The following is a 14949-nucleotide window of genomic DNA, read 5'->3' on the forward strand; positions in this document are numbered from 1 at the left end:
ACCTTCCCCTTGCTTTCAAGTGCCTGAAGCAAAAGGGCTTTTGCTGGTGCTGCGACTGTATATATCGGGTTAATACCAAGCTCAGAATTGTTCCCATTGCGCCTGCGCGCTCAGATAGCTGCAACGGACGTGGAGTGGCCGGAAACCCGGTGCTTCACACCTATAAAAGCAGCGGCAGCAGTAGCAGGGAGTCGCCATGAAAACTCAAGCGTGGATCAAAGCAAGTACGGCAGTGATGTTGATCTTGACCGTGAGCCTGGCCGGTTGCAGCAGCGGCGGTGGCGGTCACAAGAGTCACGTAAGCAGTTCCACACCCGATTCGGGTACCGATGGCGGCAGTGGTGGTGGCGGTACCGGCGGCGGTACTGACGGTGGTGGCGGCACAGGTGGTGGCGGTACGGACGGCGGCGGTGGTACTGGCGGTGGCGGTACGGACGGCGGTGGTGGTACTGGCGGTGGCGGTACGGACGGCGGTGGTGGCACCGGCGGTGGCGGTACGGATGGCGGCGGTGGCAACAACGGCGGTGGCGGTAACAATGGCGGCGGTGGCAACAACGGTGGTGGCACGACCTCGACCACGGTCGTCGGCCAGGTGGTGGCTCAGGTTGGCAGCGGCGTGTCGGGCGTGGGCACGGGCGTGTCCGGCGTGGGCAACGCCGTCAGCGGCGTACCGGTAGTGGGCAGCACCGGTGCCGGCGACCTGGTGACGGCCACCGGCAACGCCGTCACCAGCATCGGCGATGGCCTGGGCAAGGGCCTGGGTACGCTTGGCACTGGCAGCAATGCCCTGGGCGAGACGGTCAAGGGCGTGGGCAACGGGGTGTCGGATATCGGCGGCGGGGTCAAGTCGGTGGCCAGCAGCCAGTTGATCGAACAGATACCCGTGGTCAACGGTGTGGTGGACAAGGTCGGCGACGTGGTGGTGATGCTTGGCGATACCCTCAGCACCCAGAGCACCACCGGCAAGCTGGGCAACCTGAACCAGCAATTGAGCAACCAGGTGGTCAAGGTGGTGTCGCTGGTGGAAGGCGCCACCGGCAAGGTGGGTGATGCCACCGGGGTGGGTGCACCGGTCAGCGGCCTGTTGAACAAGGTTGGCAGCGCAGTCGACGGGGTGGGCGACAAGGTCGCCAGTGCCGGCAACGGCAACCCGCTGACCACCGCCGTCGGCGGGCTGGTAAGCCATGTCGGCACGGCGGTCGGCACCAGCGGTGGCCTGGTCAACACCGGCACCGGCAGCGGTGGCAGCGCCCCCGGTGCGGGGCTGCTGGAAACCGCCGGTGGCGCCGTGGCGGGCCTGGGCAGCGGGCTCGGCGCCGGCAGCAGCAACGGCCTGCTCGACGCCGCAGGCAGCACGGTCAACAAGGTGGGCCAGACCGTGGCCTCGCTGGGGCCGGTACTGGGCGGCAATGGCGTGGCCAGCGTGCCGGCCGGGGTGCCCACCGCTGCGCTGGGCAACAGCGTGGGCGCCGGCCTCACCCCGGTGGTGAGCGGTGTGACCAGCGTTACCCAGCAGGTAGGCGCGGCAACCGGCATCGGTGCGCCGGTCAACGGCCTGGTCACCCAGGTGGGCAGCGCAGTCAGCGGGGTGGGCAATCAGATTGCCGCGGCCGGCAACAACCCGGTCACCACCCAGCTGGGTGCGACGGTCAATGCCGTGGGCGGCACCGTGGGCCAGGTCGGTACCCTGGTCAACGGCAACGGGCAAGGGGGCGGCGGCGTGGGCGGTCTGCTCAATGGCCTGACCACCGGCCTGAAAGGCGGCCTCGGGGGTAACAAGTAACTAAATGGCCATCATCGATTAGACGATTTTACGGGCAACACCTACGCTTGAGGCTGACGAGGGAACCGTCTTTGGTTCCCTCGTATTTTTCAGGATCATGGAGTGTCCTATGCGATCGATGTTCGTCGCGTTATTGGGTCTGTCCTGGGTGGCTTCGCTGCATGCCGAGCCCCTGCCGAGCTTCCTCAACAGCAACGAGACCGAGCGCAAGCTGCCAGCGCCCAACCTGCCCGCCGATGCCTTTCGCCCCGTCACTCCCCAACTGAACCTGCCCGCACCGGATGCCGGCCAGCAGCCACAGCCGCTGCTGATGGGCACGCGGGTGCGCGTGCAGCGGGTGCGCATCGAAGGCGGCACCATCTACCCGCTCAGCGAACTGCGCGACAACTACCAGGGCCTGCTCGACCGCGAGGTGACCCTGGGCGAGCTGATCGAGGCCACCCGCCGCCTCACCCAGCGCTACCAGCAGGATGGCTACCTGTTGTCGTATGCCTACCTGCCGCCGCAGGACTTCGCCGAAGGCCGTCTGCGCGTGGTGCTGGTGGAAGGCTACATACGTGATTACGAACTGCAGGGCGATGTGGGGCCGGTGTCGGCCTACCTCGACAAGCTGGTGGGCAAGCTCAAGGCCGAGCGCCCGCTCACCCGCAAGACCTTCGAACGCTACACCGCGCTGATGAGCCGGGTGCCGGGCCTGACCTTGCAGGCCCAGGTGCCGCCGCCGGGCACCACCGACGGCGCCACGCGGCTTATCGCGCAGGCCTCGCGCAAGCCGTTCACCAGTACCTTGAGCCTCACCGACGGCAGCCGCGACGACACCCAGGCGCTGCTCGGCCTGAACAGCAACGCCCAGACCGCGGTGGCCGAGCAGTTGAGCTTCAGCGCGCTGTTCCCGCCGGGGCAGGATGACGAACGCTACTACCGTCTCGACTACTCGCAGTACGTGGACGCCGAAGGCACCCAGCTCAATCTTTCGGCTTCGACCTACCGTAGCAATCCGGCGGCACGGGTGCGCCTGGAGAACGGCATCGACCTCAAGCAGCACCGCGAGAACGACCGTTACTCCATCGGCCTGAGCCAGGCGCTGATCGCCTCGAGCAACGAATGGCTGAACGTGGCAGCGCGCTTCTATGCGGTGAACGACAGCACCGACTACCGGGTGGTCGGCCTGCCATTGAAGGTCAGTACCCGCACCGATGTGCGCGCCTTTGCCTTCGAGGCAGACTGGAGCAAGTCGGATGCGCAGCAGCTGCGCATCCTCAGTGCCGGTGTGTACCAGGGCCTCGATCACTTCGGTGCCAAGACCGACAGCGACTACGACCTGGACTTTTTGCGCCTGCGCCTGTCGGGGGTGCAGAGCGACCGGTTCTTGCAGAACTGGCAGGGGGTGGCATCGGCGGCGCTGTACTGGACCGACGACAGCCTGCCCGACAGCGAGCGCGCGGTGTTCGGCGGGCAGAACTTCGGCCGCGGCTACCCCAGCGATCAGGCTTCCGGCGACAAGGGCTGGGGTGCGGCATACGAGGTCAACTACAGTTTCAAGCGCGATGGCAGCTGGCTCAAGGTACTGCAGCCGTACGTGGTGGTGGACGCCGCGCGTACCTGGTTCAACGAGCTGGCGGTGCGTGATTCACGGCTGTCGTCGGCGGCGCTGGGGCTGCGCTTTGGCGATGCGCGCTACTACAACATCTCGCTGGAGGCGGCCAAGCCGATGTCGGATATCGCGCTGGACAGCTTCAATCGGCGGCCACGGTATACGTTGAGTTTCAGTTACCAGCTGTGACGACCGATCGCGGGTCAAGCCCGCTCCCACAAGGTATGCGCACTACCTGTGGGGAGCGGGCTTGACCCGCGATGGCCGCGTGGCGGCCAGGCGCTACTGAACCAGTTGCAGGCGGGGCTTGGGGAACAGGTTGTCCAGGGTCTCCAGCAGGCGCAGGTGGTAGATCGGCTTGCGGAACAGGTCGAGTACCTGCAGGCGCAGCAGATCGCTGACCGCATCCATGTCGGCATGCCCCGAGGTGACGATCACCGGCAGGTGCTGACGCGCCGTGTGCTCGCGCAGGCGCCTGATCAGCGAGATGCCGCTCTCTTCCGGCATGTTCAGGTCGGTGATCACCAGGGCAATGTCGGGATGTCGCGTCAACTGCTGCAGGGCGAGCTTGACCGAGGTTGCCGTGTGACAACAGAAGCCCTCGCCCTCCAGCAGCTCGGCCAGCTCCAGCAGTGCGTCTTCTTCGTCATCCACCAGCAGCAGCTGTTGACGTGAGTGGGAAGCCGGCATGTTCAGTTCCTGTCATCAGGCTGAGGGCAGGGCGGCGACGATGTCGTCGAAGACCTTTTTCACCCCGCCCCCCACATCGGTCGAGACCCCGATGATCACCACGGCCACCATGGCGGCCACGATGGCATATTCGATACCGGACGCGCCGTCCTTGCGATGGAAGAACAGCTTGCAGTGCTTGAGGATGCGGGAAAGGACCATGGTACTTCTCCTTGCGCCACAGGCGCGGGTAATGGGGCCCGGAAACGGTGATTCCCCTTTGCCATCACAGCATCGTCAAGCGGTTCGAAACCGGCAAATGTAAGAAGGCATTAATACCAAAGTAAGGGTGTCAACGCTGGCGCCAATAAGCTGTTGTTTTCAGGGGGTGTCGGGTTTCGGACCGAAAAAAAACTGACGGGTAATGGCGTTTCGTCCTAGCTGCGCTACCGTCAAATAGCGAAATAGTTACTTGCAACTTCATGTTTGCGGGCCAGTTCGCACACCGCGCGGCCGAAGGGATGTTCAGGCAGAGGGAGCGCCGACATGAGCAGTCGCATCACCATGATCCTTGCCGTGCTGTTCCTGATCGGTGCCGTGCTGGCAGGTTACTGGGGGCTGGTGCTCAGCCGTGCATCCGAGGCACCGGAGCCCCCGCAAGCGGCGGCGCCAGGGCCGGCCGGCCCGGCTCAGCCGGTGGACCAGGCCACGGAGGCTGGCACCGACGCATTGCGCAAGCCCGTGCTGGTGCTGCGCCGCGACGTACCCGCCTACACCGTGCTGACAGCCGAGGATCTGAGTGTCGAGCGCCTGCTGGTGGCCCCGGCCGGCAGCTTCCAGCGCCCCGAGCAGGTGCTGGGCCGCACCAGCTGGCGGGCCCTGCCTGCAGGTACCTGGCTGGAGGAGAGCAGTTTCGAGGCCGGTGGGCCACTGGCGCGCATGATCCACCCCGGCGAGCGCGCCCTGGCGGTGGCGGTGGACGAAGTGGTCGGCGCCGCCGGACAACTGCGCCCCGGCGACTACGTGGATGTGCTGCTGTACCTGCGCGAAGACAACCTCAACCCGCAGGCCTCGGCCCAGGTGGCCGTGCCGGCCTTGCGCCTGCTCAGCGTGGGCGAGCAACTGGGGCTGGCCAACGATGGCCGCCCGCCGGAGGCCGACACCGATGCCAAGGCGGCCCAGGAACAGCGTCGCGCCATGGCGCGCACCGTGGTGCTGGCGGTACCTGAAGCCCTGGCCAGCCGCCTGTTGCTGGCCGCCCAGGCAGGCAGCCTGCGCCTGGCGGTACGCAGTGCCGAAGAGAAACGCCTGGCCAGCTACTGGGCCGACCCGCAGGCCGCTGCACCGCAACTGGACAACGCCAACCGCGACCTCTTTCGCTTCAGTCAACTGGCCATGACCCCGGCCGCAACCCCGGTTGCAGGCCAGGCGCCCAGGCACCAGATGCAGATCATTCGAGGCCCCCAGGCTTCAACGCCCACCCCCTGATCGAAGCAAGGATGCCCGTTGATGAGCAGTCGTTCCGAGCTGATGTTCAAGCGTTCCATCCTGACCCTGTTGTTGCTGGGGGGGCCGGCTGCCCATGCCCTGGCGGCGCCGTCGGGTTGTGCCGGGCTGAGCCCGGTGCCGGCCAGCATCGAGCTGGACCAGGGCCTGCAGCAGGAGATCCGCCTGCCGGTGCCGATCACCCGGGCGGCAGTGGGCGACCCCAACATCGCCGATGTGCAGGCCAGTGGCGAGCGCGGCGTGGTGGTCAGCGCCGTGGGCCCCGGCGCCACCAGCCTGATGCTGTGGACCGCATGCGCCAGCGTGCCGCGCCAGAGCATGCTGTTCATCAAGGGCCGGGCCACTGCCGAGATGGCCGACAGCGCCTTGCCGCCCAGCCTCGACCCGTTGCTGCCGAGCCAGGTGCAGGCCGATATCCGCTTTGTCGAGGTCAGCCGCACCAAGCTCAAGGAGGCCGGTACGCGGCTGTTCTTCAAGGGCTCCAACAACTCGCTGTTCGGTTCGCCGGGCAGCGTGCCCAACACCACGGTGTCGCCGGGCTACGTGCCGGGTGCGGTGACCAGCCCCGATGGTGGCGGCGTTGGCGGGCTGGTCAAGGTGCGCCCGAGCATCCCGCTGAACAACGATGTGTTCAATATCGTGTGGGGCGGCGGCAGCAGCCGCTTCCTGGCGGCCATCGATGCGCTGGAGAGCAGCGGCTTCGCCTACACCCTGGCGCGCCCCAGCCTGGTGGTACTCAGCGGCCTGACCGCGAGCTTTCTGGCCGGCGGCGAAATCCCCATTCCGGTGCCCAGCACCGGCAGCGACACGGTGACCATCGAGTACAAGGAGTTCGGCATTCGCCTGGCGTTGTCACCCACGGTGGTCAGCCGCGACCGCATCACCCTCAAGGTGGCGCCGGAGGTCAGCGAGCTGGACTACAACAACGCGGTGCGCATCGCCGGCGTCACCGTGCCGGGCCTGACGGTGCGGCGCACCGACACCAGCGTGTCGCTGGCCGATGGCGAGAGCTTCATCATCAGCGGCCTGATCAGCAGCAGTGCGCGCTCGGCGGTGGACAAGTTTCCGGGCCTGGGCGACGTGCCGATCCTGGGCGCGTTCTTTCGCCAGTCGTCGATCAGCCGTGAGGAGACCGAGCTGCTGATGATCGTGACCCCGCGCCTGGTGCAGCCGCTGGCGGCCAATGCCAAGTTGCCCGAGCTGCCCGGCGAGCGCCTGCGCACCTACGACCCGAGCTGGGGGCGCCTGTTCTTTCTCGAGAACGGCAATTTCGAACAGCGCAGTGGATTGAGCCAATGAGCCAGAGCCTGAGCCAGACCTTCCTTGCGATCACCCGTGACGACGGTGACCTGCAATGGCTGAAAACCGCCCTGGCGCCGCTGGGCCAGGTGGTGGGGGCCGGCAGCGGCAGCCTCGACGAACTGCTCGCACTGGTGGATGTGACCTTCGCCAACCTGGTGTTCGTGGGCCTGGACCGCGAGCAGGTGGTGAGCCAGTGCGCGCTGATCGAAGGGGTGCTGGAGGCCAAGCCGATGCTGGCGATCGTTGCCCTGGGCGATGGTATGGACAACCAGCTGGTGCTCAATGCGATGCGCGCCGGTGCGCGGGACTTCGTCGCCTACGGCTCGCGCTCAAGCGAAGTGGCCGGGTTGGTGCGCCGCCTGAGCAAGCGCCTGCCACCGGTGACCAGCAACCCGCACCTGGGCGGCCTGACGGTGCTGTACGGCACCCAGTGCGCCAGCGATGGCGCCCTGCTCACCAGTCACCTGGCGCGGGTGGTGCAGGGCAGTGGTCAGCAGACCCTGTTGCTGGACCTGGGCCTACCCCGTGGCGACAGCCTGGCGCTGCTGGGGCTGGAGGCCTCGTTTCACTTCGGTGATGCGCTGCGCCACCTGCGCCGCCTGGATGCCACCCTGATCGACAGCGCGTTCGCCCGCGAACCCTCGGGCCTGCGCCTGCTGGCCTATACCGACAGCGACGAGGCACTGGAGCGCACCAGCGCGGCCGAGCTGTACATGCTGCTCAGCGCGCTGCGCCAGCACTTCCAGCATATCGTGGTGAACCTGGCCGGGCAGCCCGACAGCGAGCCCTTGCGCACCTTCGTCAGCCATTGCGACAAGCTGATCTGGTACACCGACCAGAACGTGCTGGACTGCCGGCGCAACCTGGAGGTGCTGACCCTGTGGCGCGAAAAGGGCATGAAGCTGGAACACGCGAGCCTGCTGGTGGACCGCTACCTGCGCAGCGTGGCGCCCGACTCTGACGCGCTGGGCAAGCGCTATGGCCTGCCGGTGCTGGTGGTGCTGCCCTACAGCCCCGAGGTGCGCCTGAACGCCAAGAACCAGGGGCTGTCGCTGTTCGAGGTGGCCCCGCGCGAGGCCTTGACCCAGGCGCTCAAGGCCTTGGGCGAGCGGCTGGCACGACGTTCGGAAAGCCTGCAACCGAAGGCGGGCAACTGGATGAAGCGCCTGTGGGGGCACAAGTAGATGAGCGGCGACGAGCTGTTCGGCGGCCCGCGGCAAAACCCGGGCAGCGACCCGCAGGGGCTCAAGCGGGCCTTGCACCGGCACATCATCGATGCCATCGAGGACACCGGCCTCAACCTGCTGGAGGGCGCCCGCCCGGCGCTGGCGCAGTTCGTGGTGGAGCAGGTGGGCGACTACATCGCGCGTCAGCACCTGGCCGTGTCGCGCTACGAGATGGAGCGCCTGGCCGAGGAGATCGTCGACGAGCTCACCGGCTTCGGCCCGCTTGAGGTACTGCTGCGCGATGCGGGCGTCACCGAGATCCTGGTCAACGGCCCGCACCGGGTGTTCATCGAGCGCGCGGGCGTGCTGCAGCAGACCGACCTGCGCTTTATCGACGCGCATCACGTGGAGCGTGTGATGCAGCGCATCCTCGCGCCTTTGGGGCGGCGCCTGGACGAGTCGTCGCCGATGGTCGATGCGCGCATGCCCGACGGCAGCCGGGTGAATGCGATCATCCCGCCGGTGGCGCTGGACGGGCCGTGCCTGTCGATCCGCAAGTTTCGCAAGGACATGCTCAAGAGCGCCGACCTGCTGGCCACCCGCGCCATCGACCAGGCGATCCTCGACTTTCTGCAACGAGCCGTGGGCAAGCGCTGCAACATCCTGGTCAGCGGCGGCACCGGCACCGGCAAGACCACCTTGCTGAACATTCTCAGCCAGTTGATCAGCCCCCGTGAACGCCTGGTGACCATCGAGGACGTGGCCGAGCTGCAGCTGGATCACCCGCACGTGGTACGCCTGGAAACCCGCCCGCCCAATGCCGAGGGGCATGGCGAGATCAAGGCCAGCGAGCTTATTCGCAACGCCCTGCGCATGCGTCCGGACCGCATCATCCTGGGCGAGATCCGCGGGGTCGAGGTGCTCGATGTACTGACCGCGATGAACACCGGCCACGACGGTTCGATGAGCACGGTGCACGCCAACAACGCGCAGGACGCGCTGCTGCGCCTGGAGACCCTGGTGGGCCTGACCGGTCGCCAGGTGGCCGAGAAGACCTTGCGCCAGATGATCTGCGCCGCGCTCGACGTGGTGATCCAGCTGGCTCGCCTGCCCGATGGCCGTCGCTGCGTGAGCGAGGTGCTGGAGGTGGTGGGGGTGCGCGACGACGTGTATGTCACCAACACGCTGTTTCGCCTCGACCGGCGCGGCGGCGACACCTTCCTGCGCGAGGCGGTCAACCCGGCCAGCGACAAGCTGCGTCGTGACCTCAACGATGCGGAGCCCGGGCCGTGAGCGGCGCGGTGTGGTTGTGGCTGGGGGGCGTGGTCATGCTCGGCATCTCGATGCGCCTGTTCTATACCAGCCTGCACCGCTCGGGCAACGAACGCATTCTGCAGCGCCTGGGCCAGCACCAGCAGGCCGCCGACAACAGCGGGCCACGTGGCCCCGACTGGCTCGAGCTGATGCTGCTGCGTGCAGGTTTCGACCGCCGCAATGATCGGCTGATGGCGTGGGTGGCAGGCTGGCTGCTGCTGGCCGTGTGCGCCGGGCTGTACGGCGGCTGGCCTGGCCTGCTGCTGGTGCTGCTGGCGGGGCCGTTGCTGTTGCGCCTGTTCCTGGCCTGGCGCTACCAGCACCGGGTACGCCGCCTTATCGAACAGTTGCCGGTGCTGCTCGACCATTGCGTGCGCAGCCTGAAGGCCGGGCGCACGCTGAGCGATGCGGTGCTGGGGGCCATCGATGCCTCGCGCGAGCCGTTGCTGGGGGCCATGCAGCGGGTCAAGCGCAACGTGCAGTTGGGGGTGAGCCTGGACGATGCGATGTCGGATCTGGCCGAACTGTACGCGCGTGAAGAGCTGCGCCTGTTCGCCCTGGGCCTGCGCATCAACCACCGCTATGGCGGCAATGCCAGCGAGTTGCTGGAGAACCTGATCAAGGTGATTCGCGAGCGCGAGCAGGGCGCGCGGCAGCTGCGCGCGATGACCGGTGAAACCCGCATCACCGCCGTGGTGCTGGCGGTGCTGCCGGTCAGCGTGGCCGGCTACTTCATGTTCAGCAACCCCAATTACCTGCTGACCATGTGGCATGACAGTGTCGGGCAGCGCCTGCTGTTCAGTGCCTTCGTGCTGCAGGCGCTGGGGTGTCTGGCGCTGTGGCGCATGTTGCGGAGTATCTGAGATGGCCTTGTTGCTCAGTGCGGTGTTGTTGTTTGGCGTGTTCGCCCTGCTGCTGGGTCAGTGGCTGCGTCAGCGGCGCAGCCAGCGCCTGGTGGAGCAACGCCTGCAGGGGCGTGCGCCGGACGAGCCGGCACTGCGCGGCTGGTTGCAGCGCATGGGCGACAGCCGGCTGGGGCAGCGTTCGCTGAACCTGGACGGCGAGACCCGCCAGTTGCTCGACCGGGTGGGTTGGCGGCGTTCGCGCCAGCGCTCGCTGTTCGCGGCCTGCCAGGTGGGCTTGCCGCTATGCCTGATGGGGGCGGCGGTGCTGGTGCAGGAGGTGTTCTTTCGCGAGAGCCGTTCGCCCTGGTTGTTCCCGCTGATGGGGCTGGGGTTGGGCTACCTGCTGCCCAAGCGGTTGCTGGCGCTGCTGGCGGCACGCCGTCAGCGCCAGGTGGCGCAGGAGGTGTCGACCTTCATACCGCTGCTGCGCATCATGTTCGAGTCGGGCCTGGCGGTGGAGCAGAGCCTGCGCCTGCTGAGCCTGGAGGGGCAGCGCCTGCTGCCCGTGTTGAGCGAGGAGTTGCGGCTGTTGCTGGCGCGGGTCGATTCGGGGTTGGCGCTGGCGCCGGAGCTGGAGAAGAGCGCGCAGTTGCTGGGGGTGGAGGCGTTCAGCGACACCTGCATCATCCTGCGCCAGTTGCTGACCCAGGGGGGCGGGGCGATGAAGTCGCTGCTGGCACTCAAGCAACTGCTCGATGACCGGCGCCTGACCACCTTGCAGGAACGGATTTCGAAGATGTCGGGAAAGATGTCGGCAGTGATGATGCTGTTTCTGTTCCCGGCGTTGCTGATCGTACTCGCCGGCCCGGGCTTCACCGCCCTGGCCAGGGCATTCGGGGCTTGAGAGGAGTGGACGCAATGAAGGCATGCATCGCGGCGCTGGGGTTGTTGTTGCTCGGTGGTTGCGCCACGGATGGCTCGGCGCCGTGGCTGGCCATGCCGGGCTCGACGGCCAGTTGTGCCAAGCCCGATTCGAGCCAGGAGCTGTCGCTGAACATGGCCGACGAGATGCTTGCCGACGGGCGCCCGCATGCCAGCCTTGCGCACCTGGAGGCGCTGCCGGCCGATCTGGCCCAGGTGCGGGTGCGCAAGGCCAAGGTGCTGCGCCTGCTTGGACGCAGCGAGGCCGAGCCGCTGTACCGCAGCCTGCTCGGCGGGTGCCTGGCGGCCGAGGGTGAGCATGGGCTGGGGCAGATGGCGGCGGCCCGTGGCGACAACGCGCAGGCGCTGCAGCATCTGCAACGGGCCATGCAACTGGCCCCCACCGACGAGAAGATCCGCAACGACCTGGGGGTGGTGTACCTGAACCAGGGCAAGCTGGAGCAGGCGCGCTTCGAGTTTCTGACCGCAATCGAACTCAAGGACAGCGACCGTCTGGCGGCGGTCAACCTGGTGACCTTGCTGCTGTACCAGGACAAGTGGCAGCAGGCGGCCGACCTGGTGAGCCGGCTGGGCCTGAGTGCGGCGCAATTCAACGAAGCGCAGGCGCGCGCCCAACAACTCAAACCTGGCAGTGTGGCTGCCGTGCAGAGGTCGTCATGAACAGTCGGATGCTGGTGATGCTGGTAGTGCTGCCGGGCCTGGCCCAGGCGATCGAGCCCGGGCCTTCGTCTAGGGCACAGTCGGCCACCGAGGCGTGGTTGCAGGTGCAGGCCAGCGGCGCGCAGGCCTCCAAGACCCCGCAGAGCGCCACCCCCAAGGAGCGCGACCAGAGCATGCAACGCTGGCTGGATACCTACAAATACGTGATCCCGGATTTCTTCCGGTGGGAGAAGACCAGCAATAGCGACAAGTGAGTCATGCCCAAGAAAAAGCCCAGCGTCGGCTGGGCTTCATTCACGATTTGGGCTTGGCGGAGAAGTTTCTGAGCACCATGCTCTTGAGGGCTTCCCGGGTTTGCTCGGAGGAGCGCTTGCTGGGGCTCTCTTCCTTGTATCTGGTTTTTAGTACTTTTAGGGAGGTCATCTACGGCTCCTGAAAGTAATGGAAATATACGCTGAGTGTCATGTTTCAGGTTCTATTTGCGCTAGGGATACTAGCATTTTCCCGAAATGATAGCAAATCGGCTCCAGAAGTTGAGCAAAGTTCATCGCGCTGTCTTCATCGCGGAAAATCCCCTTTTTGTTGCGGTATATATTCATTACGGCGATGGTTTCATAGACAGGTAGTTGTTCCGCATCCGCCTCGCGTCGAACCTGAATGGGAATGGAGAGTATCGACTGGGCTTCTTCTATATCGTTGTAATACTCCAGTACATCATGTTTGAAGCGATTGCAGAACTCGCGGTTCTTGTATGCAAGATTGTCCAGAAACAGAGATATTTCGCTTTGGGTATGGTGCAGGTATTGCGCCATACCGAAACTGGCGCACATGGGGGCACCGGGGATGATGGGTTGCGTTGTGACACCGGCATAACCCTGTTCGACATAAGGGAAGCAAATCGGCTCTTTTATGAAGTCGTCCCGCTCGCCGAACTCGACTTTGGTAGACACTGTGAAAGTCGTATCTTCAAGCACCAGGATGCCACTGCACTTTGCAAGTTTGCCAAGTGTTGAGTTGTTGTACAGAAATAGCTTGCTGGAATCGATGATGCGGGCAATGTTGTCCATGCTGCCGTCGGCAAGCGTTACCGTATCGAGAAAACCCGACGGCACCAGGGTCATGATGTTGGCTCGATAGACCGACGACTTGCCTTCATTGCCATCCCAGTCCTTGGCCAGCGACAACACACCGTGCAGGCACTCGCGCATCAGCTTGTGGACCACGTCGGGTTTGGGCGCCTCGCTGTTGAGCTCCGCTTTGATTTCCAGACGCCGGGCGCCGAGGATACGCATGTAGGCAGAGTAGTTTCCGAGAAACGACTTTGACGGAGTGCTTTTTATGTAACTGTGCAGTTGGCTGCGCGCCGAGTTGTTTTCCCGGTTGACGGCTATTTCCCGTAGCAACAGGAACAGGCCGAGGTAGAGCAACAGCCTGAATGCCGTGGACGCTTCATTCAGCGGCGCCCCCTCGCAGGTGGGTAACAGCCCAAGGCACAGGTTGTTGAACTGTCCTGTTATTGCCGAGCTGTAAAGGGAGATGTAAGCACCCACCAGAACGGTAGCGAAAATGGCGATAGAGCCGAAGAACGCACCGCTGGGGGCAAACAGCCCTTTGAGAAATGAAGTCATGCTTGAGCAGGCCACACATCGACGAGAAGTGGCCCGGATTCTTGCATAGCCCAAGGGGGCTGGCATATCCAATTTGTTTCAGGTTTCACCGCTGCCTTCGAAGGCTCGAAGGCAGCGGTGACCTGTTCAATGCGCCGTTATGCGCTGACGCAGCGCCGAGGGGTTGGGCGCCAGCGCCAGGGCCAGCTGGGTGCGGTTGTGCATGTGGGTCAGGCGCAGCACCTGCGACACATACAGCTTCACCGTGTTCTCGGTAATGCCCAGCTCGCAGGCGATCTGATAGTTGGTCTGGCCCTTGCCCACCAGCCGCGCGACGTCCAGCTGGCGCGGTGACAGCTGGTCGAAGATCGCCGGCATGCTCTCGGCTGCCGTTGCATCCTCGCCACCCAGGCCCGTGCCCACCACCTGCTCGCGGGCCTTGCCCAGGTCCTGGTAGAGGTCGTCGATGGATTCGGCCAGGTACTGCAGCTTCTGGTTGAGGTGGCCCAGGTGCTGGAAGTTCTTCTGCCGCTCCAGCAACGCGGTCTCCTGGCGCTTGAGCCCTTCGAGCAATTCGGGGAGGTCCACCGGCTTCTGGTAGTAGTCGGCGAACCCCTCGCGCAGCGCCTTGATCACATCCTGCTTCTCGGCCCGCCCGGTGAGCATGATCGCCTCGAAGATCCGCTGCTTGCCGGCAATGGCCTTGAGCGCCTTGACCAGCTCGATGCCGTCACGCTCGGGCATGTGCAGGTCGCACAGCACCAGGCCGATTGCCGGGTCTTCGGTAAACCGCTCGATGGCCTGCTGGCTGCTGTGGCACGGTACGCACCGGTACCCGCTGCCCTCGATGAATTCACACAGCTCTTCGACGATCAACGGCTGGTCGTCGACGATCAACACCTTGAATGGACTCACTGGCTTGTTCACACGCAACTCCCTGCTGACGTGCCCTTCCTGGTACGGCCATGAAGCTTGTGGTATCGAGGGGCAGTGACTAGAAAAATAGACGCAGTTGGCGGCTATGTACAACGTATGTACAGCAGGTTAGACGGGTTGTTCGATCAATGGATCCATACCGCAGCCAATAAAAAGCCGGCCAGCACGAAGGGGGCGAAGGGCTGTTTTTTTGACGCTTCTTCGATCACCTGCCTGAAGCGTTGCTTAACCTTCTGACTCAGAAGGGACCACAGCCAGCGGCGGCTGAGCAACCAGATCACCACCGCCACCCCGGCACCGATGAAGGTGCCCAGCAGGTACATCCGATCAGTGGCAAGCGCCAGCGCACCCAGCAGTTTCACATCGGCGGCGCCCAGGCGCCCGAGCATGTAGCCGGGCAGGGTCAGCAGCATCACGATCAGCAGCGCCCAGCCGCCTTCGCTGGCATCGGCGCCGATCCAGGTGTGTCCGGTGATGAAGAGATAGGCCAGGGCGCAGGCTGCGGCGCCAAGGGTCAAGGTGTTGTTGATCTGCCTTTCTCGGGCATCCTGTTCGGCACACAATGCGAGCCACAGCAGCAGGACGATGCTTTGCATAGGCGAAATGCCATCCCTTGGTCGTGATT

The 14949-nt window shown here is 65.1% G+C and carries 16 protein-coding genes; 10 read left to right on the forward strand and 6 right to left on the reverse strand.

What is annotated here, in order from left to right; translation table 11 throughout:
* Positions 1-196 precede the first annotated feature (196 nt).
* Together N0B28_RS02830 and N0B28_RS02835 are read left to right on the forward strand one after the other, a co-directional pair.
* A complete protein-coding gene (locus N0B28_RS02830; RefSeq protein ID WP_123753272.1) occupies positions 197-1783 on the forward strand; it encodes a collagen-like triple helix repeat-containing protein in 1587 nt (528 codons plus the stop codon).
* 109 nt (positions 1784-1892) lie between these two features.
* Positions 1893-3566, forward strand: a complete 1674-nt coding sequence (locus tag N0B28_RS02835) for a POTRA domain-containing protein (protein ID WP_043860928.1) — start codon at positions 1893-1895, stop codon at positions 3564-3566.
* Positions 3567-3659: 93 nt separating this feature from the next.
* Here the strand turns inward: N0B28_RS02835 and N0B28_RS02840 are convergent, their stop codons facing one another.
* Both N0B28_RS02840 and N0B28_RS02845 read right to left on the reverse strand, forming a co-directional pair.
* Entirely contained in the window at positions 3660-4067 is a 408-nt protein-coding gene (locus tag N0B28_RS02840) for a response regulator (protein WP_043860929.1), read from the reverse strand.
* 15 nt (positions 4068-4082) lie between these two features.
* On the reverse strand, positions 4083-4268 hold the full coding sequence (locus N0B28_RS02845; protein ID WP_043860930.1) for a Flp family type IVb pilin: 186 nt from the start codon (positions 4266-4268) through the stop codon (positions 4083-4085).
* A gap of 324 nt (positions 4269-4592) precedes the next feature.
* Between N0B28_RS02845 and cpaB the strand changes: the two genes are divergently transcribed.
* The 8 genes from cpaB to N0B28_RS02885 are packed head-to-tail and all read left to right on the forward strand — an operon-like array spanning position 4593 to position 12035.
* On the forward strand, positions 4593-5534 hold the full coding sequence (gene cpaB, locus N0B28_RS02850; RefSeq protein ID WP_100632882.1) for a Flp pilus assembly protein CpaB: 942 nt from the start codon (positions 4593-4595) through the stop codon (positions 5532-5534).
* A 21-nt stretch (positions 5535-5555) separates the two neighbouring features.
* Positions 5556-6851, forward strand: coding sequence for a type II and III secretion system protein family protein (locus tag N0B28_RS02855; RefSeq protein ID WP_054916708.1), 1296 nt, complete (start codon positions 5556-5558; stop codon positions 6849-6851).
* Positions 6848-8038, forward strand: a complete 1191-nt coding sequence (locus N0B28_RS02860) for a pilus assembly protein (protein ID WP_043860933.1) — start codon at positions 6848-6850, stop codon at positions 8036-8038. The genes N0B28_RS02855 and N0B28_RS02860 overlap by 4 nt, the downstream gene beginning before the upstream one ends.
* Positions 8039-9313 (forward strand): CpaF family protein, encoded by a 1275-nt coding sequence (locus N0B28_RS02865; protein ID WP_043860934.1) that lies wholly within the window; start codon positions 8039-8041, stop codon positions 9311-9313. It begins immediately after the preceding gene.
* A gap of 35 nt (positions 9314-9348) precedes the next feature.
* Positions 9349-10197: a type II secretion system F family protein gene (locus tag N0B28_RS02870; RefSeq protein ID WP_043860971.1), complete on the forward strand. Its 849-nt coding sequence runs from the start codon at positions 9349-9351 to the stop codon at positions 10195-10197.
* Position 10198: 1 nt separating this feature from the next.
* On the forward strand, positions 10199-11083 hold the full coding sequence (locus N0B28_RS02875; RefSeq protein ID WP_275730248.1) for a type II secretion system F family protein: 885 nt from the start codon (positions 10199-10201) through the stop codon (positions 11081-11083).
* A gap of 14 nt (positions 11084-11097) precedes the next feature.
* Positions 11098-11781, forward strand: coding sequence for a tetratricopeptide repeat protein (locus N0B28_RS02880; RefSeq protein WP_043860936.1), 684 nt, complete (start codon positions 11098-11100; stop codon positions 11779-11781).
* Positions 11778-12035 (forward strand): DUF3613 domain-containing protein, encoded by a 258-nt coding sequence (locus N0B28_RS02885; protein ID WP_078481559.1) that lies wholly within the window; start codon positions 11778-11780, stop codon positions 12033-12035. Before N0B28_RS02880 ends, N0B28_RS02885 begins: the two co-directional genes overlap by 4 nt.
* A gap of 40 nt (positions 12036-12075) precedes the next feature.
* Here the strand turns inward: N0B28_RS02885 and N0B28_RS02890 are convergent, their stop codons facing one another.
* The 4 genes from N0B28_RS02890 to N0B28_RS02905 form a co-directional block, all read right to left on the reverse strand.
* Positions 12076-12204, reverse strand: a complete 129-nt coding sequence (locus N0B28_RS02890; RefSeq protein WP_256582768.1) for a hypothetical protein — start codon at positions 12202-12204, stop codon at positions 12076-12078.
* 38 nt (positions 12205-12242) lie between these two features.
* Positions 12243-13409 carry a hypothetical protein gene (locus N0B28_RS02895; RefSeq protein WP_058540787.1) on the reverse strand — a complete coding sequence of 389 codons (1167 nt, stop codon included), beginning with the start codon at positions 13407-13409 and terminating at the stop codon, positions 12243-12245.
* A 126-nt stretch (positions 13410-13535) separates the two neighbouring features.
* On the reverse strand, positions 13536-14315 hold the full coding sequence (locus N0B28_RS02900; protein WP_043860938.1) for a response regulator transcription factor: 780 nt from the start codon (positions 14313-14315) through the stop codon (positions 13536-13538).
* Between the two features lie 134 nt (positions 14316-14449).
* Positions 14450-14920 (reverse strand): prepilin peptidase, encoded by a 471-nt coding sequence (locus N0B28_RS02905; protein ID WP_043860939.1) that lies wholly within the window; start codon positions 14918-14920, stop codon positions 14450-14452.
* Between the last annotated feature and the right edge of the window lie 29 nt (positions 14921-14949).

Source organism: Pseudomonas sp. SD17-1, assembly GCF_029201585.1.
Lineage (GTDB): Bacteria > Pseudomonadota > Gammaproteobacteria > Pseudomonadales > Pseudomonadaceae > Aquipseudomonas > Aquipseudomonas palmensis.